The 21,574-nt window shown below is 71.5% G+C and carries 21 protein-coding genes; 15 read left to right on the forward strand and 6 right to left on the reverse strand.

Going from position 1 to position 21,574, the window contains the following annotated elements:
* The first annotated feature begins 27 nt into the window (after nucleotides 1-27).
* Nucleotides 28-243 carry a hypothetical protein gene (locus IAG42_RS19695; protein WP_384624252.1) on the forward strand — a complete coding sequence of 72 codons (216 nt, stop codon included), beginning with the start codon at nucleotides 28-30 and terminating at the stop codon, nucleotides 241-243.
* Between the two features lie 182 nt (nucleotides 244-425).
* Here the strand turns inward: IAG42_RS19695 and IAG42_RS19700 are convergent, their stop codons facing one another.
* A complete protein-coding gene (locus tag IAG42_RS19700) occupies nucleotides 426-1,571 on the reverse strand; it encodes a threonine aldolase family protein (protein ID WP_188338287.1) in 1,146 nt (381 codons plus the stop codon).
* A gap of 100 nt (nucleotides 1,572-1,671) precedes the next feature.
* Here IAG42_RS19700 and IAG42_RS19705 point away from each other — a divergent pair, with 100 nt between their 5' ends.
* From IAG42_RS19705 to IAG42_RS19755, 11 genes are all read left to right on the forward strand, one after another.
* Complete coding sequence (locus IAG42_RS19705; protein ID WP_223206086.1) at nucleotides 1,672-2,670, forward strand: Rossmann-like and DUF2520 domain-containing protein; 999 nt, start codon at nucleotides 1,672-1,674, stop codon at nucleotides 2,668-2,670.
* Entirely contained in the window at nucleotides 2,667-3,653 is a 987-nt protein-coding gene (panC, locus tag IAG42_RS19710) for a pantoate--beta-alanine ligase (protein ID WP_188338288.1), read from the forward strand. Before IAG42_RS19705 ends, panC begins: the two co-directional genes overlap by 4 nt.
* Nucleotides 3,650-5,368: an L-aspartate oxidase gene (locus tag IAG42_RS19715; protein WP_188338289.1), complete on the forward strand. Its 1,719-nt coding sequence runs from the start codon at nucleotides 3,650-3,652 to the stop codon at nucleotides 5,366-5,368. Before panC ends, IAG42_RS19715 begins: the two co-directional genes overlap by 4 nt.
* Entirely contained in the window at nucleotides 5,365-6,348 is a 984-nt protein-coding gene (gene nadC, locus IAG42_RS19720) for a carboxylating nicotinate-nucleotide diphosphorylase (RefSeq protein ID WP_188338290.1), read from the forward strand. Before IAG42_RS19715 ends, nadC begins: the two co-directional genes overlap by 4 nt.
* 10 nt (nucleotides 6,349-6,358) lie before the next feature.
* Nucleotides 6,359-7,156 (forward strand): type III pantothenate kinase, encoded by a 798-nt coding sequence (locus tag IAG42_RS19725; protein ID WP_188338291.1) that lies wholly within the window; start codon nucleotides 6,359-6,361, stop codon nucleotides 7,154-7,156.
* Between the two features lie 58 nt (nucleotides 7,157-7,214).
* The gene (locus tag IAG42_RS19730; protein ID WP_188338292.1) at nucleotides 7,215-8,768 is read left to right on the forward strand and encodes a hypothetical protein; all 1,554 of its coding nucleotides are present in this window, start codon (nucleotides 7,215-7,217) and stop codon (nucleotides 8,766-8,768) included.
* Nucleotides 8,769-8,849: 81 nt separating this feature from the next.
* The gene (locus tag IAG42_RS19735) at nucleotides 8,850-9,446 is read left to right on the forward strand and encodes a hypothetical protein (protein WP_223206087.1); all 597 of its coding nucleotides are present in this window, start codon (nucleotides 8,850-8,852) and stop codon (nucleotides 9,444-9,446) included.
* Nucleotides 9,447-9,459: 13 nt separating this feature from the next.
* Nucleotides 9,460-9,651 (forward strand): hypothetical protein, encoded by a 192-nt coding sequence (locus tag IAG42_RS19740; RefSeq protein WP_188338293.1) that lies wholly within the window; start codon nucleotides 9,460-9,462, stop codon nucleotides 9,649-9,651.
* Between the two features lie 136 nt (nucleotides 9,652-9,787).
* A complete protein-coding gene (locus IAG42_RS19745) occupies nucleotides 9,788-10,192 on the forward strand; it encodes a BlaI/MecI/CopY family transcriptional regulator (RefSeq protein ID WP_188341489.1) in 405 nt (134 codons plus the stop codon).
* 9 nt (nucleotides 10,193-10,201) lie between these two features.
* Complete coding sequence (locus IAG42_RS19750) at nucleotides 10,202-10,762, forward strand: amino-acid N-acetyltransferase (protein WP_188338294.1); 561 nt, start codon at nucleotides 10,202-10,204, stop codon at nucleotides 10,760-10,762.
* A gap of 238 nt (nucleotides 10,763-11,000) precedes the next feature.
* Nucleotides 11,001-11,336, forward strand: a complete 336-nt coding sequence (locus IAG42_RS19755) for a histone-like nucleoid-structuring protein Lsr2 (protein WP_188338295.1) — start codon at nucleotides 11,001-11,003, stop codon at nucleotides 11,334-11,336.
* Here IAG42_RS19755 and IAG42_RS19760 read toward each other — a convergent pair.
* Nucleotides 11,315-11,950, reverse strand: a complete 636-nt coding sequence (locus tag IAG42_RS19760; protein WP_188338296.1) for an SCO3374 family protein — start codon at nucleotides 11,948-11,950, stop codon at nucleotides 11,315-11,317. The genes IAG42_RS19755 and IAG42_RS19760 overlap by 22 nt on opposite strands.
* A gap of 430 nt (nucleotides 11,951-12,380) precedes the next feature.
* Here IAG42_RS19760 and IAG42_RS19765 point away from each other — a divergent pair, with 430 nt between their 5' ends.
* Nucleotides 12,381-14,909 (forward strand): ATP-dependent Clp protease ATP-binding subunit, encoded by a 2,529-nt coding sequence (locus IAG42_RS19765; RefSeq protein ID WP_188338297.1) that lies wholly within the window; start codon nucleotides 12,381-12,383, stop codon nucleotides 14,907-14,909.
* A gap of 77 nt (nucleotides 14,910-14,986) precedes the next feature.
* Here the strand turns inward: IAG42_RS19765 and IAG42_RS19770 are convergent, their stop codons facing one another.
* Nucleotides 14,987-15,634: an HAD family acid phosphatase gene (locus IAG42_RS19770; protein ID WP_188338298.1), complete on the reverse strand. Its 648-nt coding sequence runs from the start codon at nucleotides 15,632-15,634 to the stop codon at nucleotides 14,987-14,989.
* Nucleotides 15,635-16,285: 651 nt separating this feature from the next.
* Here IAG42_RS19770 and IAG42_RS19775 point away from each other — a divergent pair.
* Complete coding sequence (locus IAG42_RS19775) at nucleotides 16,286-16,966, forward strand: M23 family metallopeptidase (RefSeq protein WP_188341490.1); 681 nt, start codon at nucleotides 16,286-16,288, stop codon at nucleotides 16,964-16,966.
* A 1-nt stretch (nucleotide 16,967) separates the two neighbouring features.
* Here the strand turns inward: IAG42_RS19775 and IAG42_RS19780 are convergent, their stop codons facing one another.
* Nucleotides 16,968-17,555, reverse strand: coding sequence for a TetR/AcrR family transcriptional regulator (locus tag IAG42_RS19780; RefSeq protein ID WP_188338299.1), 588 nt, complete (start codon nucleotides 17,553-17,555; stop codon nucleotides 16,968-16,970).
* 167 nt (nucleotides 17,556-17,722) lie between these two features.
* Between IAG42_RS19780 and IAG42_RS19785 the strand changes: the two genes are divergently transcribed.
* On the forward strand, nucleotides 17,723-19,279 hold the full coding sequence (locus IAG42_RS19785) for an MDR family MFS transporter (RefSeq protein WP_188338300.1): 1,557 nt from the start codon (nucleotides 17,723-17,725) through the stop codon (nucleotides 19,277-19,279).
* Between the two features lie 162 nt (nucleotides 19,280-19,441).
* Here the strand turns inward: IAG42_RS19785 and cseC are convergent, their stop codons facing one another.
* Both cseC and cseB read right to left on the reverse strand, forming a co-directional pair.
* On the reverse strand, nucleotides 19,442-20,806 hold the full coding sequence (gene cseC / locus IAG42_RS19790) for a two-component system sensor histidine kinase CseC (protein ID WP_188338301.1): 1,365 nt from the start codon (nucleotides 20,804-20,806) through the stop codon (nucleotides 19,442-19,444).
* A gap of 26 nt (nucleotides 20,807-20,832) precedes the next feature.
* Entirely contained in the window at nucleotides 20,833-21,561 is a 729-nt protein-coding gene (gene cseB / locus IAG42_RS19795) for a two-component system response regulator CseB (protein ID WP_188338302.1), read from the reverse strand.
* Nucleotides 21,562-21,574: the final 13 nt, after the last annotated feature.

The raw sequence follows: 21,574 nt of genomic DNA on the forward strand, positions 1-21,574 counted from the left end.
GTTCCGGGGTACCGCGTGACAATCGACATGAGCGAGGTGATTTCGATGCCGCTCCACGAGCAGTACGCACTGGACGCCTATCGGGCCGCCCAGCACGGCGAGCCCGCGCCCCCGGCGCCGGGCACGCACGACTGGGCCGTGTACCGCGAGCTCCGCGACTACCGCCGCTTCCGCGCTGTCCTTGCCGGCCACCGGTCCCACGGCCGCCTCCGCGCGGCCTTGAGGTCCCGTTTCGGCGGGTGACGCGCGGGGTGTATCCATCAGCGGCTCCGCCGCGCGGGCGCGACCGGCCACGACTGCGCGTTGGCCGGCGATGATCCTCACCCCCGACGGCGGCCGGGCGCGACCAGCCACGACGGCGCGGCACCCGGCTACGACCTGAATCCCGCGGCGGCGCCGCCGAGACCCCACCCCCGCGCGGAGCGCTACGGCAGGCGTCGTACGAACTCCGCGACCGCCGCACGGACGTCCTCGGCGGTCCAGTCCAGGCCCGCCGCGGCCACCGTGACCTCCGTGAACGCCGTGCCCGGCGCCCCGGCGCCCGGGAACCAGCGCCCGAACAGGGACACCTTCGTCTCCTCGGCCTGCTCCACGGCGGCCTGCGTCAGCACCTCGGCCTCGTAGGGCAGCCACACCTGGAACTGGTGGGTGTGCGGCACCTCGGGGTTCACCCGCGACCACGCCATCCCGGCCGCGTCGAGGCCCTCCCGGATCGCCCGCGCCACCACGCGCGCGTGCCGCACGTACTCCGGCAGCCGCGGCAGCTCCCGGTCCAGGCCCGCCAGCGCCGCGATCGCCTGCGGGAACTGCTGGAAGACCTGGCCGCCGTAGCGGTGACGCCAGGCCCTGGCCTCCTCGATCAGCGTCTCCGGGCCCGCGAGGACGGCGCCGCTGATCCCGCCGAGCGTCTTGTAGAGCGACACGTACACGGTGTCCGCGAGCCCCGCGATCTCGTCCAGCGGCCGCCCGAAGTGCTCCGTGCACTCCCACAGCCGGGCGCCGTCGAAGTGCACGACCGCGTCCCGCGCGCGGGCCGCCTCGCAGACCTCCTCCAGCTCCTCCCAGGAGGGCAGCAGATAGCCGGCGTCCCGCAGCGGCAGCTCGATCATCAGCGTGCCGAACGGCTCGTCCATGGCCTCGATCTCCGGCGCCGTGAACGGGCGCGGAGCGGTCGTCGGCTGCACCGTGCGCAGCCCGGCCACCGTGGTCAGCGACTCCCGCTCGTGCTGCTCGGGGTGCGCGAGCGGGTGCAGCGCGACCGTGCGGTTGCCGGTGCGGCCCGCCCAGCAGCGCAGCGCGACCTGCTGCGCCATCGTGCCGGTCGGGAAGAACGCGGCCGCCTCCTTGCCGAGCAGCCCGGCGACCCGCTCCTCCAGCTCGGCGACGATCCCGTTCCCGTAGAGGTCGACGCCCGCGTCCGCCGCGTCGCCCATCGCCGCGGCGATCTCCGCCATCCGCTCGCCCATCGTGGACTGGAGGTGCCGGTGCGCCAGGGTGTGCTCGGCGCCCCGGAACGCGGCCAGTCTCCGCGCGGCCCGCGCCGTCTCGTCGCTCTCGTGGTTTCCGCTCATGCCGGGATCATGTCGCACCCGTTCTCGTACGGGCGCACGATTTATGTACGGCCTCACGGTCCGTGGGCGACCGAGGCCCGTCCGGGCAGATAGCGTTAACATGACGAGAAATCGTCCGGTACCCCGAGCGGACTGGAACGGAAGGCCTCACCCCGTGATCCCTGCCTCTCCCGAACCCCGATCACCCCGACCCGAACCCACCGACCCGAAGGACCGCCCCGCGCGCCTGACCGTGGGCGTCGTCGGCGCCGGCCGGGTGGGTCCCGCGCTCGCCGCCTCCCTGGAACTGGCCGGGCACCGTCCCGTGGCCGCCTCCGGGGTCTCCGACGCCTCCGTGCGCCGCGCCGCCGCCCTGCTGCCCGACGTGCCGCTCGTGGCGCCCGCCGAGGTCCTCGCGCGGGCCGAGCTCGTCCTGCTGACCGTCCCGGACGACGCCCTGCCCGGCCTCGTCCAGGGCTTCGCCGAGACCGGCGCCGTCCGCCCCGGCCAGCTGATCGTGCACACCTCGGGGCGCTACGGGGCCAAGGTCCTCGACCCCCTGCTGCGGGCCGGCGCCCTGCCGCTCGCCCTGCACCCCGCGATGACGTTCACAGGCACCGCCGTCGACGTGCAGCGCCTGGCCGGCTGCTCCTTCGGCGTCACCGCCCCCGAGGAGCTGCGGCTCGCCGCCGAGGCCCTCGTCATCGAGATGGGCGGCGAGCCCGAGTGGATCGCCGAGGAGATGCGCCCGCTCTACCACGCGGCCCTCGCCCTCGGGGCGAACCACCTGGTCACCCTGGTCGCCGAGTCGATGGACCTGCTGCGCGACGCGGGCGTGAGCGCCCCCGACCGGATGCTCGGCCCGCTGCTGGGCGCCGCCCTCGACAACGCCCTGCGCTCAGGCGACGCCGCCCTCACGGGCCCCGTCGCACGCGGCGACGCGGGCACCGTCGCCGCGCACGTCACCGAGCTGCGCAAGCACGCCCCGGGGACCGTCGCCGGCTATCTCGCGATGGCCCGCGCGACCGCCGACCGCGCCCTCGCGCACGGACTGCTGAAGCCGGAGCTCGCCGAGGACCTCCTGGGCGTCCTCGCGACCGGCGCGGAGGAGACCCGATGAGCACGACCCTGGTCCACGAAGGCGCGGACCTGCGCACCCGCACCCGTACCGGACAGCGCGTCGTCGTCATGACGATGGGCGCCCTGCACGAGGGGCACGCCACCCTCATCCGCACGGCACGCGAGCGCGCGGGCGAGGACGGCGAGGTCGTCGTCACCGTCTTCGTGAACCCGCTGCAGTTCGGCGCGGGCGAGGACCTCGACCGCTACCCGCGCACCCTGGACGCCGACCTGAAGATCGCCGAACAGGCGGGCGCGGACCTCGTGTTCGCCCCGTCCGCCGACGAGGTCTACCCGGGCGGCGAGCCCCAGGTGCGGATCACCGCGGGCCCCATGGGCGAGCGCCTCGAAGGCGCGGCACGGCCCGGCCACTTCGACGGCATGCTCACCGTCGTCGCCAAGCTGCTGCACCTCACGCGCGCGGACGTCGCCCTGTTCGGCCAGAAGGACGCCCAGCAGCTCGCCCTGATCCGCCGCATGGCGCGCGACCTGAACTTCGACGTCGAGATCGGCGCCGTGCCCACCGTCCGCGAGCCCGACGGCCTGGCCCTGTCCTCGCGCAACCGCTACCTGTCGCCCGAAGAGCGCCGCAGCGCGCTCGCCCTGTCCCGTGCCCTGTTCGCGGGCCGCGACCGGCACGCCGCGCAGGAGGCGCTGCGCGCGCGGGCCGCCGAGATCCCCACCACGCGCGCCCGCGCCCGCGCGCTCGACCGCATCGGCGAGTCCCGCGCGGCCGCCGACGCGCACGCCGTCGCCTCGCCGGGCGGCCCCGCCGCCATCCTCGCCGCGGCCCGGCACGTCCTCGACGAGGCCGCCAGGGCGCGGCCCCCGGTCAAGCTCGACTACATCGCCCTCGTCGACCCGTCCGACTTCACGGACGTCGCCGACGGCTTCGAGGGCGAGGCCGTCCTCGCGCTCGCCGCCCGCGTGGGCACCACCCGGCTGATCGACAACCTGCCTCTGACGTTCGGAGCCCGCCCATGAACGCCTTCTCAGGAACCGGCATACGGCTGCACGCGCCCGCCCCGGGCTGGTCCGTGGACGCCGATGTCGTGGTCGTCGGCTCCGGCGTGGCCGGCCTGACCGCCGCGCTGCGCTGCGAGGCGGCGGGCCTGCGCACCGTCGTCGTCACCAAGGCCCGCCTCGACGACGGCTCCACCCGCTGGGCCCAGGGCGGCGTCGCGGCCGCCCTCGGTGACGGCGACACCCCCGAGCAGCACCTCGACGACACCCTCGTCGCGGGCGTGGGCCTGTGCGACGAGCGGGCGGTGCGCACCCTGGTCACCGAGGGCCCCGGCGCCGTACGCCGCCTCATCGAGACCGGCGCCCACTTCGACGAGACCGACGGCGAGCTCCAGCTGACCCGCGAGGGCGGCCACCACCGCCGCCGCATCGCCCACGCGGGCGGCGACGCGACGGGCGCCGAGATCTCCCGCGCCCTCGTCGAAGCGGTCCGCACGCGCGGCATCCGCACGGTGGAGAACGCGCTGGTCCTGGACCTCCTCACCGACTCCGAGGGCCGGACGGCCGGCGTCACCCTGCACGTCATGGGCGAGGGCCAGCACGACGGCGTCGGCGCCGTCCTCGCCCCGGCCGTCGTCCTCGCGACCGGCGGCATGGGTCAGGTCTTCTCCGCCACGACCAACCCGCACGTGTCCACCGGCGACGGCGTCGCGCTCGCCCTGCGCGCGGGCGCCGAGGTCAGCGACCTGGAGTTCGTCCAGTTCCACCCGACCGTGCTCTTTCTCGGCAAGGGCGCCGAGGGCCAGCAGCCGCTCGTCTCCGAGGCCGTGCGCGGCGAGGGCGCGCACCTCGTCGACGCGGACGGCGTGCGCTTCATGGTGGGCCAGCACGAGCTCGCCGAGCTGGCGCCCCGCGACATCGTCGCCAAGGGCATCACGCGCCGCATGCTGGAGCAGGACACCGACCACATGTACCTGGACGCGCGGCACTTCGGCGCGGACATGTGGGAGCAGCGCTTCCCGACGATCCTGGCCGCCTGCCGCGCCCACGGCATCGACCCGGTCACCGAGCCGATCCCGATCGCCCCGGCCGCGCACTACGCCTCCGGGGGCGTGCGCACCGACCTGCACGGCCGCACCACCATCCCCGGCCTGTACGCGTGCGGCGAGGTCGCCTGCACCGGCGTCCACGGGGCGAACCGGCTGGCGTCCAACTCCCTCCTGGAGGGCCTGGTCTACGCCGAGCGGATCGCGGCCGACATCCAGGAGCGGGCCGCCGCGGAGGGCCTCCACGCGCGCGTGCCGGTGCCCGTGCCGCAGCCCGCGACGCCGGAGCACCCGCTGATGCCGCCCGAGGCCCGGTTCACCATCCAGCGCGTGATGACGCAGGGCGCCGGAGTGCTGCGCTCCGCCGACTCGCTCGCCGAGGCCGCGGCCCAGCTCGGCCGGCTGCACGCGGAGGCGGCCAGCGCCCTCGCCGAGAACGGCAAGACGTCCGAGCCCGGCGTCGACACCTGGGAGGCCACCAACCTCCTGTGCGTGGCCCGCGTCCTGGTCGCCGCCGCACGCCGCCGCGAGGAGACCCGCGGCTGCCACTGGCGCGAGGACCACGCGGACCGGGACGACCTCAACTGGCGGCGCCACATCGTCGTACGCCTCAACCCGGACCGCACTCTGGCCACACACACCACTCAGACCGCAGACTTCCCCGCAACGGCAAACCCTCAGGAGCAGTGACCGACGTGAGCGCCACCCCCGACCTCCCCCTGGCGAACGCCTGTGGCGACAGCTGCGGCTGCGCGCACGAAGGCGCCGACGACGCGATGGAGTGCGGCCTCGACCCGTCGCTCGCCCAGCTCCTCGCCGACGCGGGCCTCGACCCCGTGGAGGTCGAGGACATCGCGCACATGGCGATCGCCGAGGACCTCGACGGCGGCGTCGACGTCACCACCGTCGCCACGATCCCCGAAGAGGCCGTCGCCACAGCCGACTTCACCGCCCGCGAGGACGGCGTCGTGGCCGGCCTGCGGATCGCCGAGGCCGTCATCTCCGTGGTGGCCACCGACGAGTTCGAGGTCGAGCGGCACGCCGAGGACGGCGACCGGGTGACCGCGGGACAGAAGCTCCTGTCGGTCACCACCCGCACCCGCGACCTGCTCACCGCCGAGCGCAGCGCGCTCAACATCGCGTGCCGCCTGTCCGGCATCGCCACGGCCACGCGCGCGTGGGCGGACGCCCTGGAGGGCACCAAGGCCAAGGTCCGCGACACCCGCAAGACGACGCCGGGCCTGCGCTCCCTGGAGAAGTACGCGGTCCGCATGGGCGGCGGCGTCAACCACCGCATGTCCCTGTCGGACGCGGCCCTGGTCAAGGACAACCACGTGGTCGCCGCCGGCGGCGTCTCGCAGGCCTTCCAGGCCGTCCGCGAGGCCTTCCCCGGCCTGGCCATCGAGGTCGAGGTCGACACCCTGCACCAGCTGCGCGAGGTCCTCGACGCGGGCGCCGACCTGATCCTCCTGGACAACTTCACGCCCCTGGAGACCGAGGAGGCCGTCGCGCTCACCGCGGGCCGGGCCCTCCTGGAGTCCTCGGGCCGCCTCACGCTGGAGAACGCGGCGGTGTACGCGAGGACCGGCGTCGACTTCCTGGCCGTCGGCGCCCTCACCCACTCCTCGCCGACCTTCGACATCGGCCTCGACCTGCGCGAAGCGAAGTGATCACGCCCCCATGCTGCTGACCATCGACGTGGGCAACACCCACACCGTCCTCGGCCTGTTCGACGGCGAGGAGATCGTCGAGCACTGGCGCATCTCCACGGACTCCCGCCGCACGGCCGACGAACTCGCCGTCCTGCTGCAGGGCCTGATGGGCATGCACCCGCTGCTCGGCGACGAACTCGGCGACGGCATCGACGGCATCGCCATCTGCTCGACCGTCCCGGCGGTCCTGCACGAACTGCGCGAGGTCACCCGCCGCTACTACGGCGACGTGCCCGCCATCCTGGTCGAGCCCGGCATCAAGACCGGCGTCCCGATCCTGATGGACAACCCGAAGGAGGTCGGCGCCGACCGCATCATCAACGCGGTCGCGGCCGTCGAGCTCTACGGCGGCCCCGCGATCGTCGTCGACTTCGGCACGGCGACGACGTTCGACGCGGTGTCCGCGCGCGGCGAGTACGCGGGCGGCGTGATCGCCCCGGGCATCGAGATCTCCGTCGAGGCCCTCGGGGTGCGCGGCGCCCAGCTCCGCAAGATCGAGCTGGCCCGCCCGCGCAGCGTCATCGGCAAGAACACGGTGGAGGCCATGCAGGCCGGCATCGTCTACGGTTTCGCGGGCCAGGTCGACGGCGTGGTGAACCGGATGGCGCGCGAACTGGCCGACGACCCGGACGACGTCACGGTCATCGCGACGGGCGGCCTCGCGCCCATGGTGCTCGGCGAGGCCTCGGCCATCGACGAGCACGAGCCGTGGCTGACCCTGATCGGCCTGCGCCTCGTCTACGAGCGCAACGTCTCACGCGCCTGAGCCGCGGCACCCCACACCTGGCCGCGGCACTCCACAACTCAACCGGGGGACCCCACGCGTGACCGTCATACGTAGCACCGCCGCCCGGGCGGCGGCCCTCGCCCTGCTGTTCACGGCGACCCTGTTCGGTGCCTCGGCGGCCCCGGCGCGGGCCGACGGGGCGGCCGTCGCACTGCACGTGCCGGAGAACGCGTACCTCACGAAGCGCGGCGTCGGCCCGACCGGAGGCACGCGGATCTGGCTCGACCCGAGCCCCGGCGGCGGCCTCGCCACCCGGGCCGGCGTCGAGCTGAAGGTCGACGCCTCGGACCTCGCGGGCACCGCCCGGCTGCGCACCCGGCGCGACTGCGGCGACCACACCTGGACGACGCAGCCGTTCACCTGCGACCTGGGCACCCTCACGCGCGGGAAGCGCAACTACCCCGACGCCCTCTACATCGAGGCAGCGCCGGGCGCCCGCGCGGGCGCCCACGGCACGATCCGCTACACGTTCAGCGCGCCCGGCAGCGCCGACGCCACCTTCGAGACGGAGGTGTGGGTCGGCGGCGCCGATCTGCGCGAGCGCGTGGAGAAGCCGCGCCGGGGCCTCACGGCCGGCGGCGACTTCGAGTTCACCCCGCGCGTGCGCAACGCGGGCAAGGTCCCGGCGCACGGCTTCGGCGTGGAGTTCAGCAGCCCGCGCCTGAACTTCCGTACGCGGTACAGCAATTGCTGGTACGCGGAGACGCGCTCCGCCTACTGCTGGTTCGACCGGACCCTGGACCCGGGCCGCTCCTACGCGTTCGCGTCGCCGATCACGGTCGGGGTGCCCGACGAGACGGTCAACAGCTCGTTCCAGTACAACGCCTATCTGTCGGGCCTGACCGGCAACGCCGAGGACCCCGCCACCGCGTTCACCACGGACGCCGACCCCGGCCTGAAGCGCGGCAAGGGGCCGGAACTGACGGTCCGTGAGGTCGCCGGTGCCGCGTCCGGCTACAACGACGAGTACAGCCTCGGCGAGACCAAGGTCAGCACGACCCAGACGGCCGACCTGAAGGCCGGCGCGGGCGAGCTCGCGGGCCGCACCGGCACCACCGCCGACGTCACGTTCTCGCTGCGCAACGCGGGCCCCGGCCGCGTCTACGGCGCGTACATGGAGATCACCCCGCCCGAGGGAACCTCGGTCGTGGAGCCGACCCCGCCGCCGGACCCGGACAACGAGCTCGAGTGGCAGTGGGAGTGCGGCAGCCTCGGCGGCGGCAAGTACTCCTGCCGGCCCGACCATCCGCTGGAGCCCGGCGAGAACTGGAAGACCACGCTCAGGTTCAAGCTGGACCAGCGGGTGCGCGACGCCGAGGGACGCCTGGACATCAAGCAGGGCAGCAGCCGTCCTGCGAAGGACCCGCGCCCCGCCGACAACACCGTGCCGGTCGTCACGAAGATCACCGGCGGCCCTCTCGTGGAGCCCAGTAAGAAGCCCGTGGCAGAGACGGCGAAGGCGTCCTCCGACGGGGGTGGCTCCGGCGGCCCCGTCGGTCCGGTGCTCGCGGCGGGCGCGGGCGCGCTGGTGGTCGCGGCCGGACTCGGCGCCCTGTGGGTACGGCGGATCAGGGCGCGGCGCCAGCCGTGAGGGCCGTTCGCCGCGTCCCGTCCGCCGCGCCAGCGAACGGGAATTCATTAAATTTGTCTGATTAGACCGTATTGTCGCGGCATGCCCACGCCCTACGGAAACCGCGGCGGTATGGCGTTCGGTGCTGAAGAGCTGCGTGTGCTCCGACGCGCCCTCGCCCTCGCCCTCCATCCCACCCCCGGCTCGGACGAGGACGTCCGGGACTGCCTCCGGCTCGCCGAGTCCGTCGACGAGGCCGCGCGCGAGAGCGCCCGCCAGCGGGCCTTCCTGCTCGCGGACCTCGACCGCTACCGGGCCGCCCTCCCCGGGACCGTCACGGGCTATCTGAGCCTCCTGACGGACGCCCTGGCGGCCGGCCACAGGCCCGGCGCCGACGACCTCGCCGCCCTGCGCGCCCTGCGCGGCAACCCGAAGGCCGCGGTCCTGCTCGACCGCTGCCGCACCCTCGCCGAACAGGGCGTACGGGACCGGCTCGCGGCTCGCCAGCGCCCGCGCGTCCCCGCCTCCCGCGCCCGCCTGCTCGCCCTGCCCGGCGGCCTCTCGGGCGCGACGCAGGAACCCGCCAAGCCGAAGCCTGCGACCCCGCAGCGCCCCGTGCCGACCCCGGGCGAGGTCTTCCCGCCCAAGCGGCGCCCCGCCCAGCCCCCGGCCCCGTCGCAGCGCCTCGTCGCGGGCTAGCTACCCTGGGGGCATGGACTACGTCTCCGCCCTCGTGCCCCCGGTAGTGATGGCCGCGTTCTTCATCGCCCTCATCACGGTGATCGTGAAGACGCAGGGCGGCGACAAGAAGGCCAAGGAGGATTCCGCGGTCGACGCGATCCTCGGCCGCGTCGAGGTCACCGTCGGCGGCAAGGAGAGCAAGGGGTCGGGCGACTCCGACTGACCGCCGCCCGGCGATCCCGCCGAACGACAGCACGGCCCGACAGGGGCGCCCGGACGGGCGCCCCTTTTCTCGTCGCACCCGTTCCCGCCGCCATGTCTCGGGCGCATTCCGGTCTTCTCCCACTATGGTGCTGTTCGTGCCGCGCCCCCTGGGAGAACTCGAAGACGCAGTGATGACACGGGTGTGGAAGTGGAACCGCCCGGTGACCGTTCGAGAAGTGCTGGAGGATCTCCAGCAGGAACGGTCGATCGCGTACACGACGGTCATGACCGTTCTGGACAATCTCCACCAGAAGGGCTGGGTGCGCCGCGAGGCGGAAGGCCGGGCCTATCGATATGAGGCCGTCTCCACCCGCGCCGCCTACTCCGCCGCCCTCATGAACGAGGCCTGGAGCCAGAGCGACAACCCCGCCGCGGCCCTCGTCGCCTTCTTCGGCATGATGTCGCCCGAGCAACGCGAAGCGCTCAGGGACGCCATGCGCATCGTTCAGCCCGAAGTGCGCCCGGGACCCGGGGAAGCGGACGGCGAGCCCGGGCGATAGCGTCCGCTCATGGCACCAGAGCTCCCCGAAGTCGAGACCGGCGGCGAATCGGCCCCTAAAGCCATCACGGTACGCAGGGCCAGGACCGCCGATGTGCCGGCCGTGCGCCGACTGCTCGACGCCTACAGCCGCCAGGGGATCCTGCTCGACAAAGCCACCGTCACGCTTTACGAGGACATCCAGGAGTTCTGGGTCGCGGAACGTGACGACAACGCCGAGGTCGTCGGCTGCGGCGCGCTCCACATCATGTGGGAAGACCTCGCGGAAGTCCGCACCCTCGCCGTGAATCCTCAGGTCAAGGGCGCCGGTGTGGGACACCAGGTACTGGAGAAGCTGCTGCAGACAGCGCGCTGGATCGGTGTTCGCCGTGTTTTCTGCCTCACCTTCGAAGTCGAGTTCTTCGCGAAGCACGGCTTCGTGGAGATCGGTGAGACTCCCGTAGATACCGTTGACACCGATGTCTACAGTGAGCTCCTGCGTTCCTATGACGAGGGCGTCGCGGAGTTCCTCGGTCTCGAACGAGTGAAACCGAACACCCTGGGCAACAGCCGGATGCTTCTGCATCTGTGATCATCGCTGTTCCGTATTCGGCGGACCCGTACACGGCCGTTCACTATGTCTGAATGTCCGTTACGCGCATGTTCTCAGCTGTGCTGGGCAGCGTATCCCGGCCAGGGGTTTGTGTTTTTCGGGCAAAAGCGGTTTGCTTTCCGACGTACTGCAGTAGTGCTTATAACAAGGGGACGGCGATACAGCGGCCGCGGTCGCAGGGGGGCCGGCCCTTCAGATTTCGATGAAAGGAAATCCGGTGGCACAGAAGGTTCAGGTCCTTCTTGTCGATGACCTCGACGGCGGCGAGGCGGACGAGACCGTGACGTTCGCGCTCGACGGCAAGACCTACGAGATCGACCTCACCACCGCCAACGCGGACAAGCTCCGCGGTCTGCTCGACCCGTACCTCAAGGGCGGCCGCCGCACCGGGGGTCGTGCCGCGAGCGGTCGGGGCAAGGCCCGCGCCGCGTCGGGTGGCAACCAGGACACCGCGGCCATCCGCGCCTGGGCCAAGGAGAACGGCCACGAGGTCAACGACCGCGGCCGCGTCCCGCAGAAGGTCCGCGAGGCCTACGAGAAGGCCAACGGCTGAGCCGTCGGTCCCGACCGTGCACGACGCAGCCGGGCCCGGTGGCAGTGAGTCGCCGCCGTGTCCACGAGTCGTACGAGATCGGGGGCGCCCCCACCGCCCCCCACGGCCGAGCCGGCCGGACAGGCCGCCGACGCCGTCAGAGCCGGGAGCACCGGTTCCGCCTCGCGCCCGGGCTCGGGGGGCCGCACCCACACCGCGGCCTCCTGCGAGCCGGACCACCCCGGAGGCGTCGGCGCGGCCATGAGCCCGCCCTCCCCGACGGCCACGAGATCCAGGGGCAGCGCCCCCCACTCCAGCCAGTCGAGCAGCCCCGGCAGTTCGTCCGCGGCACCCGCCGCGACCAGCAGTTGCATCGTCTCTCCGCGCACGGCCACCGGCGAGCGGGGATCGAGCCGGCGCAGCATCGCGAACCCGGCGTCGGCCGGCACCTCCAGGACGTCGAACCGCAGCCCCGTGCGCAGCCGCACCCCGTCGGGCCCGGTCACGGCGGCCCAGCCCAGCTCGTCCTCGTACCAGCGCCGCACCAGGTCCTGGCGGACCTCCGGCGGACGGCGCGGGATCGGGACCGTGGTGCGCGGCGTGCTTCGCGACGCGCTTCGCGACGTGGGAGCCATGCCAGGAGAAACCGCGCGGAACCGTTTCGGGTTACGCATCGTGGCGTTCCGGACGCGGACCGTGTTCGTTCGGGGGCGCGTGAGGCGTGGCGAGTGGCGCAAGGGTGTTCGCCCGTAGCGGAGGGAACCGGCGCGCGCCGCATGGAGTGTCAGTCCCTGCGGGTAAGACATCCCTAGTGGGAGGGGCGACACGCACGGGTCGGGCGGCTCGCGTTCGCCATCGGCGTAGTGATGGTGAGGGTATCTGCCTGGCCTGCGGGAACATCGTCTCGCACCATCGGGTTGGAGCAGATGTCGGCGTTCGGGGCAGGAGGCCATGAACGGGTGTCGGCAGTTGGAATGAGCGGTCCCCGCTTGCGGGACTAAGCTGCGGAAGGACAGGGAGGGGACAGCCCCCTTACTGCCTGACCGCTCTGAGGAGCGATTAACGATGTTCGAGAGGTTCACCGACCGCGCGCGGCGGGTTGTCGTCCTGGCTCAGGAAGAAGCCCGGATGCTCAACCACAACTACATCGGCACCGAGCACATTCTCCTGGGCCTGATCCACGAGGGTGAGGGTGTCGCCGCTAAGGCCCTGGAGAGCCTCGGGATTTCGCTCGAGGCGGTCCGCCAGCAGGTGGAGGAGATCATCGGTCAGGGCCAGCAGGCCCCGTCCGGGCACATTCCCTTCACCCCCCGTGCCAAGAAGGTCCTGGAGCTCTCGCTCCGCGAGGCCCTTCAGCTGGGCCACAACTACATCGGCACGGAGCACATCCTGCTCGGCCTGATCCGTGAGGGCGAGGGCGTCGCCGCCCAGGTCCTGGTCAAGCTGGGCGCAGACCTCAACCGGGTGCGGCAGCAGGTCATCCAGCTGCTCTCCGGCTACCAGGGCAAGGAGACCGCCACCGCGGGCGGCCCTGCCGAGGGCACCCCCTCGACGTCCCTGGTCCTCGACCAGTTCGGCCGCAACCTGACGCAGGCCGCTCGTGAGTCCAAGCTCGACCCGGTCATCGGGCGCGAGAAGGAGATCGAGCGCGTGATGCAGGTCCTGTCGCGCCGCACCAAGAACAACCCGGTCCTGATCGGTGAGCCCGGCGTCGGCAAGACCGCCGTCGTCGAGGGTCTCGCGCAGGCCATCGTCAAGGGCGAGGTGCCCGAGACCCTCAAGGACAAGCACCTCTACACCCTCGACCTGGGCGCGCTGGTCGCCGGCTCCCGCTACCGCGGTGACTTCGAGGAGCGCCTGAAGAAGGTGCTCAAGGAGATCCGCACCCGCGGCGACATCATCCTGTTCATCGACGAGCTCCACACGCTGGTCGGTGCGGGTGCCGCCGAGGGCGCCATCGACGCCGCCTCGATCCTCAAGCCGATGCTGGCCCGCGGTGAGCTCCAGACCATCGGTGCCACCACGCTCGACGAGTACCGCAAGCACCTGGAGAAGGACGCCGCGCTCGAGCGCCGCTTCCAGCCCATCCAGGTCGCGGAGCCGTCGCTGCCGCACACCATCGAGATCCTCAAGGGTCTCCGTGACCGGTACGAGGCCCACCACCGCGTCTCGATCACGGACGAGGCCCTCGTCCAGGCCGCGACGCTGGCCGACCGGTACATCTCGGACCGCTTCCTGCCGGACAAGGCGATCGACCTGATCGACGAGGCCGGTTCCCGGATGCGCATCCGCCGGATGACCGCGCCGCCGGACCTCCGCGAGTTCGACGAGAAGATCGCGGACGTGCGCCGCGACAAGGAGTCCGCGATCGACTCGCAGGACTTCGAGAAGGCCGCCTCGCTGCGCGACAAGGAGAAGCAGCTCCTTGCCGCCAAGGCCAAGCGCGAGAAGGAGTGGAAGGCCGGCGACATGGACGTCGTCGCCGAGGTCGACGGCGAGCTGATCGCCGAGGTCCTCGCGACCGCCACCGGCATCCCGGTCTTCAAGCTGACCGAGGAGGAGTCCTCGCGTCTGCTGCGCATGGAGGACGAGCTCCACAAGCGGGTCATCGGCCAGAAGGACGCCGTCAAGGCGCTCTCGAAGGCGATCCGCCGTACCCGCGCCGGTCTGAAGGACCCGAAGCGTCCGGGTGGTTCGTTCATCTTCGCCGGCCCGTCCGGTGTCGGTAAGACCGAGCTGTCCAAGGCGCTCGCCGAGTTCCTCTTCGGCGACGAGGACGCGCTGATCTCCCTCGACATGTCGGAGTTCAGCGAGAAGCACACCGTCTCGCGTCTCTTCGGCTCGCCCCCCGGCTACGTGGGCTACGAGGAGGGCGGCCAGCTCACCGAGAAGGTGCGCCGCAAGCCGTTCTCCGTCGTCCTCTTCGACGAGGTCGAGAAGGCCCACCCGGACATCTTCAACTCGCTGCTCCAGATCCTGGAGGACGGTCGCCTGACCGACTCGCAGGGCCGCGTCGTGGACTTCAAGAACACGGTCATCATCATGACGACCAACCTTGGAACCCGTGACATCTCGAAGGGCTTCAACCTGGGCTTCGCGGCTCAGGGCGACACGAAGACCAACTACGAGCGCATGAAGAACAAGGTCTCGGACGAGCTCAAGCAGCACTTCCGTCCCGAGTTCCTCAACCGCGTCGACGACGTGGTCGTCTTCCCGCAGCTCACTCAGGAGGACATCCTCGCGATCGTCGACCTGATGATCGGCAAGGTGGACGAGCGCCTCAAGGACCGGGACATGGGCATCGAGCTCTCCCAGTCCGCCAAGGAGCTCCTCTCCAAGAAGGGCTACGACCCGGTGCTGGGCGCGCGTCCGCTGCGTCGCACGATCCAGCGCGAGGTCGAGGACACCCTCTCGGAGAAGATCCTCTTCGGCGAGCTGCGTCCCGGCCACATCGTGGTCGTCGACACGGAGGGCGAGGGCGAGAACAAGACCTTCACCTTCCGCGGTGAGGAGAAGTCGGCGCTGCCCGACGTCCCGCCGATCGAGCAGGCGGCCGGCGGCGGTGCCGGACCGAACCTGAGCAAGGAGGCGTAAGCCCCCGCAGCAGTGACGTAAGGGGCCGGTGCTCATGACGAGCACCGGCCCCTTACGCATGCCCGGGGGCGCCCTGGCTAGGAGAGCTGACCGTCGTAGTCCGGCAGCTTGTACGTGCGCTCGGCATGGCCACCGGTGAGGTCGGTGGTGTTGTTCCCGATGTTCGCGATGATCGTGTAGCCCTTGGCCTCGATCGAGGCTCGCTGGGCCGTCTTGTAGTCGGCGACATTCTTGAAGAGGTCGACGAGGCCGCGCACGTACAGCCCGTCGACCTCGTAGCCGACGTGCTCGAGGTTGTAGTCCGTGACGCCCTTGATGATGCCGGGGCGCGCGGTGACGAAGAACAGGGCGACGTCGCGGTCCTGGGCGTACCGGGCGAGGTCGAGGACCGGCCGGTTCGGGGGCTGCGGGTAGCGGAAGCCGTAGTCCGTCTCCAGCGTGGTGTTGTCGATGTCGAAGACGATGGCCTGCTTCTCGCCGGGGCGGGCGTTCGCGATGCGCTGCTTCAGGTAGGGCAGGGCCTGGTCGGCGACGGCCTGGCAGTCGCGCTGCCAGGTCGCGTAGTCGACGTCACCGGCGGCCTGGGCGGTCTGCGCGGCCCGGGTGTCCTGCGTGCCCTGGGTGCCGGTCGCGGCCTGGGCGGGCACCGTCAGGGTCAGGGCGGCGGCCGCCGAGGCGGCGGTGACGGCGGCGCGGCGCGCCCAGGGGCGGCTCTGGGGGGTCATGTGCGGGGGGTTCCTCTCACGTCCGGTCACGCTGGAGTTGTCGCGTGCATGCTTGTCGTCGAGGGTGGCGCGGGAGGAACCGTAGGGTTACCGGTCGGTAGTGTCCAGGGTTTGCGCACCGACAGTAGGGACACCGTGCCTGTCGGGCAGGGGAGTTGAGGGCGTCACAGGAGTGTGGATCTGTAGCCCCGGTCACAAGTGGGGGCCTCTCGATCTTGCGCCCCGGTGACATGCCGCACAGGCGTTTTGTCCGGTACTAGCCGGAATAGTGGAGCGGGCGGCGGGGTGGGTCGTCGTTACGTGCCCGATGGGTTCTGGTGATTTGTCCGTTTTGGGGTTTGGGTGGGGTCAGGGGGCTCGAGGGGCCGCGCCGCACGGTCGTGAAGTGGGCGTAAACCCGCGATCGAGGGATAAATCCGGCAGGGGAGGAATCGGGCGTGAGGGGCGTCAAGGGGTATACCGGCCGGGGTCCCGGTACGACCTTTCGTAGTAGATGAGGCTTTTGGGCGGAACCGGGGGGTCGGGTTACCAAGGGATGGCCGACCCGGTGACACGAGGACGTGTGCCGGGTCCCTTCATGCCCGCCGGGCCCGTCCCGGGCCGGTGGGCGGCAGGACCCGAATGTCCCCGAAGCTCGAAGAGGTCTCCCGCATGTCGCAGCGCATCACGTCCCTCCGTCCCGGCACGTCGGTCTTCCGCAAGCGCGCCGCTGTCGTGGCCGCCGGTCTCGGAATGTCCGCCGTTCTGGGCAGCGGGGCCGCGCTCGCCGCCGGTGCCCCCCAGGCGGGCGGCGCCCCGGCGGTCACCACCGCCTCCGTCGTCAAGGCGCAGGCCGCCGCCCAGGCCAAGGCCGCATCCGCGGCGAAGGCCAAGGCCGCCTCCGTGAAGCAGGCCGCCGCCAAGAAGGCCGCCTCCTGGATCGACCCGGTCAGCAAGTACAAGCTCTCCGCCGGCTACGCCCAGGGCGGCAGCATGTGGTCCACCGGCAAGCACTCCGGCCAGGACTTCGCCGTGCCGATCGGCACCAACGTGAAGGCCGTGCACAGCGGCACCGTCGTCAAGGCCGGCGGCAACGGCGCCGGTGACGGTCCGGCGTACGGCAACGCCATCGTGATCAAGCACTCCAACGGCACGTACTCCCAGTACGCGCACCTGTCCCGGATCGACGTCCGCGTCGGCCAGCACGTCTCCACGGGCCAGCACATCGCCCTGTCCGGCAACACCGGCAACTCCAGCGGCCCGCACCTGCACTTCGAGATCCGCACCACGCCGAACTACGGCTCGGCCGTGAACCCCGTCGCGTTCCTCACCAAGCAGGGCGTGCGCGTCTGATTCAGCCTCCGTGCCGGTGGGCCTGAACGATCAGGTCCGTGGCGACCTCGAGGACGGCCTTGCGCCGCTCCTCGGGGTCGCTCTCGTCGTCCTGGAGGACGAACATCCCGGCGTGCATCGAGAACAGCGCGCTGATGCAGCGGACCCGGTCGGTCAGCGTGGCGTCCTCGGGCGGCAGGTAGGCGATCAGCTCCTGCATCCGGCCCTTGAAGTTCTCGCCGATGCTCAGCTCGCGCATCGTCGCCTGGTTCTCGTGCATGAAGCGGAAGAGCGGGGCGGCCCCGACCAGCGCGAGGCTGTAGCGGGTCAGGATCTCGCGCTTCGTCTCCAGGGACGGCGGCTGCTCCTTCGCCCAGGCGATCAGGTCGTCGATCGGCGTCATCAGGTCCGTGAACAGGCTGACGACGATGTCTTCCTTCGTCTTGAAGTGGTAGTAGAGCGCCGCCTTGGTCACGCCGAGCCGCTCGGCGATCTCCCGCAGGGACGTCTTCTCGTACCCCTGCTCCGCGATGAGCTCCAAGGTCACGTCCTGAATGCGCTGGCGGGTGTTCCCGCGGCGCTGCGGCTTGCTGCTGCTGCCCGTGACCATGGACCGGCTGCCTCTCTCGTCCCCCTGGCGTCCTCTTGGGAGAAAACTTACTTGACGCCCGGCTAGTAGTCGCTCTACTTTCCCCATTGTAAGCAACTAGCCGGGCGACAAGTAAGTCCCGTCTCACAGCACGACGTCTCTCAGTACGACCCGGGGGAGTGGGGATCATGGCCGAAGCAGCGATACGAGACCAGGAGCAGGTGAAGGAGCAGGCGAAACAGCCGCGCAGTGTGCGCGTCGTGCTCATGGCGCTGATGATCGCCATGCTGCTCGCCATGCTCGACAACATGATCGTCGGCACCGCGATGCCTACGATCGTCGGCGATCTCGGCGGCCTGGAGCACCTCTCCTGGGTGGTCACCGCCTACACGCTCGCCACCGCCGCCTCCACCCCGATCTGGGGCAAGCTCGGCGACATGTACGGCAGGAAGGGCGCCTTCCTGACCTCCATCGTGATCTTCCTGATCGGCTCCGCGACCAGCGGCATGGCCCAGGACATGAGCCAGCTCATCGCCTTCCGCGCCGTCCAGGGCCTGGGCGCCGGCGGTCTGATGGTGGGCGTCATGGCGATCATCGGCGACCTGATCCCGCCCCGGGAGCGCGGCAAGTACCAGGGCATGATGGCCGGCGTCATGGCGCTCGCCATGATCGGCGGACCGCTCGTCGGCGGCACCATCACCGACCACCTCGGCTGGCGCTGGGCCTTCTACATCAACCTGCCCATCGGCGCGATCGCCCTCGTCATGATCACCGCGGTGCTGCACCTCCCGAAGAAGCGCTCCACCGGAAAGATCGACTACCTGGGTGCGGCGCTCCTCACCATCGGCATCACCTCGATCGTCCTCGTCACCACCTGGGGCGGCTCCGAGTACGCCTGGGGTTCCGCCGTGATCATGGAGCTCATCGGCATCGGCGTCGCCGCGCTCGTCGGCTTCGTGTTCTCGCAGACCAAGGCCGCCGAGCCGATCATGCCGCTGCACATCTTCCGCAGCCGCAACTTCACGCTGATGTCCGTCATCGGCTTCATCACCGGCTTCGTGATGTTCGGCGCGGTGCTCTTCCTGCCGCTCTACCAGCAGTCCGTGCAGGGCGCGTCCGCGACCAACTCCGGGCTCCTGCTCCTGCCGATGCTGCTCTCGATGATGGTCGTCTCGCTGATCGCGGGCCGCGTCACCACGAACACCGGCAAGTACAAGGTCTTCCCGATCGCGGGCGGCGTGCTCATGATCGCCGGGCTCTTCCTGCTCGCCCAGATGGACACGGAGACCTCCCGGTTCACCTCCGGGCTCTACATGGCGGTCCTCGGCGCCGGCATGGGCTGTCTGATGCAGATCACGATGCTCGTCGCGCAGAACAGCGTCGAGCTCAAGGACATGGGCGTCGCGTCCTCCTCCACCACCCTGTTCCGCACGCTCGGCTCCTCGTTCGGCGTCGCCGTCATGGGCGCGGTCTTCAACGACCGGGTCAAGCACGTCATGGCGGAGCGGGCGGGGTCCCTCGGCGGGAAGGCGCTCGGTGGGGGTACGCAGCTCAACGCGGAGGGCATCGCGAAGCTCCCGGCGCCCGTGCGGGAGGCGTACCAGTTCGCCGTGTCGTCCGGTACGCACTCGGCGTTCCTGCTCGGGGCCGTGATCGCCGTGGGGGCGCTGCTGGCGGCGTTCTTCGTACGGGAGGTCGCGCTGCGGGGGGCTGCGCCGGCGCCTGCGGCCGCGTCGCAGGACTGAGCTCGGGGCCATCCCTTTCGTCGCCGGGTGCAGCCCGGTGGGGGCCGGTCGCGCAGTTCCCCGCGCCCCTGAAATGCAGGCGCTGCGCGCCGCATTTCCCCGCGGGGAAATGCGCGAGAAGCCCCACCGGACCGGCAACCGGCGACGAGACCCGCGAACCCCCTACGGGAGCCGGACGATCGGGAAGCTGCCCGTGTTCGTCGGGGCGTGTTCCGGGAGCCAGAGGACGGCCACCGCCCCGTCCGCCGGGGTCCCTTCCGGCGCCCCCGGCGCCCGGACGTTGCGGAACGTCAGACGCGCCCCCAGAACCCGGGCCTGACCGGCGGCGATCGTCAGGCCGAGCCCATGACCGTGGCCCGCGCGATGCGCCGCCCCCGTACGGAAGCGGCTCGGGCCCTCCTCCAGAAGGTCCTCCGGGAAACCGGGCCCGTGGTCACGGACCCGGACCACCCGCCCCTCCACACTCACCTCGATCGGCGGCCGCGCGTGCTTCGCCGCATTGGCCAGCAGGTTGAACAGGATGCGCTCCAGCCGGCGCGGATCCGTCGTCACCTCGGACTCGTGCACGACATCGACCCGTATGCCGTCACCGCCCCGCGCCGCGATCCGCCGGCTGACGAACTCGCCGAGCGTGATGTCCTGCAGCTCGGCCCGCTCCGCCGCACTGTCGAGCCGGGCCACCTCCAGCACGTCCTCCACGAGCGTGCGCATCGCCTGCGCCCGGTCCTTGACCAGCTCGCTGGGCCGCCCGGCCGGCAACAGCTCGGCCGCCGTCAGCAGACCCGTCACCGGCGTACGCAGCTCGTGCGCGATGTCCGCGGTCACCCGGCGCTCGGCCTCCAGACGCTGCTTGAGGGCGTCCGCCATCGCGTCCACGGCCTGCGCCAGATCATCGGTCTCGTCCCGTACGACGCCCCCGATCGCGTCGCGCACCCGCACGTCCGCCCGGCCCTGCGCCACCTCCCGGGCGGCGCCCGCCGCCTTGCGGAGCCGGCGCGACATCTGGCCGCCGATGAGCACCCCGAGCGCGCTGCCGCCGAACACGACACAGATCGCACCGATGATCAGTGCCTGGTCCAGGTCCTTCATGACATCGGTGCTGCGGTCGGTGAAGCGGGAGTGGACCGAGAGGAGGTCGCCGTTGCCGAGCGGGACCGCGGCCCAGATGTCCGGGACCCCGCTGGCCGACTCGGAGACGTAGGTGGCGCGGCGCCCCGACAGGGCCTTGAGCCGCAACTCGCGCGGCAGCGACGGGTCGTTGACCTCGAAGCCGACCGGCAGATTGCCGCCGCGCGCCGCGTACTGGCGCTGCACGAACTGGATCCGCTCGTCCTGCACGTCCCGCGCGTTGTCCAGCATCGAGACGCGGGCCGCGTTGTGCACCACCAGGCTCAGGGCCACCGCGACGAGCGCGCCGACCAGCGCGATCGCGACGCTGATCTTCCAGCGCACCCCGGTGTGCAGCCCCCGCCGCAGCCGCCGCGGCAGCAGCCCCCGCCACCGGGCCCCCAAAGCCGTCCCCCTCATATGTGCTTCCTCATCAGCCGGGCCGGTCAGGCCTTGAGCTTGTAGCCGAAGCCGCGGACCGTCTCGATCCGGTCCTGGCCGATCTTCGTGCGCAGTCGCTGGACGTGGACGTCGACGACGCGGGTGTCACCGCCCCAGCCGTAGTCCCACACCCGCTCCAGGAGCTTGTCGCGGGACAGCACGGTGCCGGGCGCGGAGGAGAACTCGAGCAGCAGCCGCATCTCGGTCGGCGTCAGCCCCACCGGCTTCCCGTCCCGGCGCACCTCCATGCCCTCCGTGTCGATCTCCAGGTCGCCGAAGCGCAGCACACCCCCGTCGGTCCCGGCGGGCTCGGCGGCCGCCCCCGCGGCCGCCGCGGCCGGACCGCCCGCGTGCCCGAAGCGGCGCAGCACCGCCCGGATCCGGGCCACGAGCACGGCCCCGTCGAACGGCTTGGTCACGTAGTCGTCGGCGCCGGCCTCCAGACCGAGCACCACGTCGATCGAGTCGGCCCGCGCCGACAGCATGATCACCGGCACGGTCGACTCGTCGCGGATCCGCCGGCACAGCGAGACCCCGTCGAGACCCGGCACCATGACGTCGAGCAGCGCGATGTCCGGCCGGTCCGCGCGGAACGCCTCGAGACCCGCCAGCCCGTCCGGCATGGCGGTGACCACGAAGCCGTCCCGCTCCAGAGCGAGCTGGGTGGCCTCGCGGATCACGTCGTCGTCCTCGACGAACAGCACGTGGGTCTGCTCACCCTTGCGCTCGCCCATGTGGTCTCCCATC

The sequence above is a fragment of the Streptomyces xanthii genome, from assembly GCF_014621695.1.
GTDB classification, from domain to species: domain Bacteria; phylum Actinomycetota; class Actinomycetes; order Streptomycetales; family Streptomycetaceae; genus Streptomyces; species Streptomyces xanthii.